Genomic DNA, 3029 nt, shown 5'->3' with positions numbered 1-3029 from the left:
TAACCGTGTTCCCTGTGCCTGTTCTAAGGCCAGCCTTCGACCACAGCAGAAGCCCTCTACCAGTCGTCTGGACCCGGCCCCGCTGCTTGCTGCGCCCGCTGCTGCTGGGCCAGGGCCCCGCGCCATTCCCAGGCCAGCACCCCGCACAGGACAAAATGCACGCACAGCAGCCCGCCCAGCATCAGGTCCGTCCCCGAGGCGTGCGCGGCAAGAAACCATACGCCGATGAGGCCCAGCAGCCCAGACCCCGCCAGCGCCCCTGGCCGGAAGCCCAGCAGCCAACAGACAGGCGGCACCACCAGCGGCACCAGAAACAGCAGCACCACAAAGAAGCTGAGAATCAGTATGAACAGCAGGCCACCCACCACTTCCCCCAGGCTCTGGGTGCGCAGCGCGCTGGCAATGTAGGCCAGCAGCGGCAGGAAGCACGTCAGCAGCCCGGTGAGGCGCAGCCAGACCGGCATGGGTTTGAGTGCCGCAGAGGACGTCACAGGTCGGTATACCGCCCGCAGGCCAGCGGTGCGCCTAACGCTGTCTTGGTCAGACGTTGAGAGAGCGGTGCTCCACTGCCCAGCTGCCGCCCCGAAGCTCAGACGGGAGCGTCCTGGGCGGCTGTGTGATATGGGCGTGCGGTGCTCTTAGACACGCCTGTCCACCGCTTGCCTTCCGGTGTGGCTGCTCCTCTGCTGGCGCCGCTGTGCGGGCCCGTTGAGAGGCTAACCCCGAGTCACCGCCCCCGCGTCTTACTTGCCGGCGGGCGTGACGTACCCGATGCGCTGAAAGGTCAGACGGCCCGTCTTGGAGAACAGCACCAGTTGCTGGGTGTCCTGCGTGATGGCGTACCCGGTCACGGCGTTCAGTGCTCCGTGGTAGTCGCTAGGCAGCGCGTACAGGCATTTGACGTTAGCGGGGGGCGGGTCAGGCACGACCTGGACTTTCACCGCGTTGTTGCCCGCCGAGATGGTGCCCTGGTACGAGCCGCAGCCCAGCCGGCCGCTGACCCGGTTGCCCACGATCACCAGCGTCGGTTCGGGGGCTTTGACGGCCTTGCCATTGACCGTGAACCCCGTCAGTGTCCAGATGCCGTTCAGAGGTGCGGGCACCGCCGCACTGGCGGCAGAAAAAGCTGTCAGGAGCGCAAGATTCAGAAAAACACGCATGCGGCAAGATGGCGGCTGCGAGTGACGCCAATCTGATGATTTTTTTGGCCGGGCCAGCCCAGCCTCGGATGAGTCTCTGTCCATCTTGAGCGGTCGGAGCCTCGGTACAGAACCTATTTCGTGTTGTGGTCGGCGGCTGGCTGTGGTGTGCCCAGATTCTCCAGTTGTTCAGGAAGAAGGAGGGTGCAGGTCGTGCTGCGGTGAGGGGGACAGTACCTCAGAGCGGCGGCGCCTCAAGGATTCGGCAGCAAGCTGTCGCTGTGACGTCCGTTTGACATGGCGACGGCTTGTTTTCGCTGACCATTCCCCGGCCCCTGGAGGCGCTTGACTGCGACGTGACCGGCCTGCGTCTGAGGCCTCCAAGGTCACCCCTGGACTCAGCGGGCCCCTTTTTATTCAGCGCGGTGTCGCCGCTGCGTTTCTGTCTCGCTCCCTATCCGTATTACCCTGCGCAGGTGAAGAAGTCTCCCACCGTCACCTTGCAACCTCAGGCGGTGCGCCGCATTGCCGGGCGCTACCCGTTTGGCCACAGCGGCGACATCGCCCGCGCCGACGACGGCATTCAGGCAGGTGAGGTCGTGAACGTGCGCGGCCCCGATTCCTCGAAAGTCATTGCGCGCGGCTACTTTAATTCGCAGGGCGCTACGCCCCTGCGCCTGCTGACCTGGCAGGACGAGGCCGTTGACCTGGCGTTTTACCGCAGCCGCGTGAAGGCCGCCCTGGCGCGGCGGGCCGGCCGCATCCTGAACACCGATGGCGTGCGGGTGCTCTACGCCGAGGCCGATGGCCTGCCCGGTGTGGTGGCCGACCAGTTCGGCAGCGTGCTGGGGGTGCAGCTGCGCAATGCCGGCGTCGAGCGTCACCGCGACCTGATTCTGCGGGCGCTGAAAGAGGAGACGGGGGCTGCCAGCGCCTACGAGCGCAGCGACACGGGTGAACGCCGCAAGGAGGGCCTGGACCCGGTCAGCGGTCCCCTGTGGGGCGAGGTGCCCGCGCGCGTGGAGTTCTTTGAAGATGACCTGACCCTGAACTTTGCCCCGATGGACGCCCAGAAGACCGGGTTCTTTCTGGACCAGCGGGACAACCGCCGCCTGATGCGGTCGCTGGTGCAGCCCAGCGCTGGCTTTCTGGACGTGTACTCGTACACCGGGGGATTCAGCCTGCACGCCGCAAAGGCCGGGGCAAAGGCGGTGGCCATTGACAAGGACAGTGTGGCGCTGGGCGCCCTGGAGAGCGCGGCGCGGACCAACGGCGTGGGTGTGGGGGTGCGCTGGGGCGACGCGCTGGAGCAGCTGGCCGCGCTGGAAAAAGAAAAGCGCCGCTTTGGCGCCATTGTCCTTGACCCGCCCACCCTGGCCAAGCGCCGCGACGACGTGCCGCGCGCCAAGCGCATCTTTACCGACGGTGCGGCGCGCGCCCTGCGAATGCTGGAGAGCGGCGGGCACCTGCTGGTCAGTACCTGCGCCCATTACATCCGCGGGGATGACCTGCTGGACGCGGCCCGCGTGGCTGCTGCCGAGGCCGACACCGACGCCGAGGTGCTGGCCGTGACCTATCAGCCTGCCGACCATCCCCACCTCCTCAGCGTGCCGGAAAGCCTGTACCTGAAAAGCATCCTGCTGAAGAAGGCGTAAGGCGGGTTCTGTCGCTTTTGTTGGCCAGCCAGAACAGAGCTGGGTTTGCTGACGCCACGCCCAGAGCTTGCTTGTCTCCCGCGCGCTGCTCCGGAGTTCTCCCCGTTCGGAGAAGAGGAAAGGGCCTGACTACGAGCACAGCAGCACCCAGAGCGGCCAAGGGTCATGGCCTCAACTGCGCTGGGAGAACGAAATGACCGCTCGCCAACGGCCACAGTGAGGGGTGACCCTGGCC

The 3029-nt window shown here is 66.2% G+C and carries 3 protein-coding genes; 1 reads left to right on the top strand and 2 read right to left on the bottom strand.

Features of this window, described 5'->3' with window-relative positions:
- Positions 1-56: 56 nt before the first annotated feature.
- Positions 57-491 (bottom strand): hypothetical protein, encoded by a 435-nt coding sequence (locus tag GO986_RS22350; RefSeq protein ID WP_369409548.1) that lies wholly within the window; start codon positions 489-491, stop codon positions 57-59.
- Between the two features lie 252 nt (positions 492-743).
- Complete coding sequence (locus tag GO986_RS22345) at positions 744-1160, bottom strand: META domain-containing protein (protein WP_198170939.1); 417 nt, start codon at positions 1158-1160, stop codon at positions 744-746.
- Positions 1161-1615: 455 nt separating this feature from the next.
- On the opposite strand from GO986_RS22345, the gene GO986_RS22340 reads away from it, so the two are divergent.
- A complete protein-coding gene (locus tag GO986_RS22340) occupies positions 1616-2794 on the top strand; it encodes a class I SAM-dependent rRNA methyltransferase (protein ID WP_369409547.1) in 1179 nt (392 codons plus the stop codon).
- Positions 2795-3029 lie beyond the last annotated feature (235 nt).

The organism is Deinococcus arboris, assembly GCF_009755355.1.
Taxonomy (GTDB): Bacteria; Deinococcota; Deinococci; order Deinococcales; family Deinococcaceae; genus Deinococcus; species Deinococcus betulae.
Note: the sequence above shows the minus strand (reverse complement) of the source record. Positions and strands in the feature narration are given on the sequence as shown.

What these genes read in the sequence shown, in the direction of transcription:
- GO986_RS22345 (WP_198170939.1), bottom strand. Translation starts at nt 1,160, where the DNA reads ATGCGTGTTTTTCTGAATCTTGCGCTCCTGACAGCTTTTTCTGCCGCC.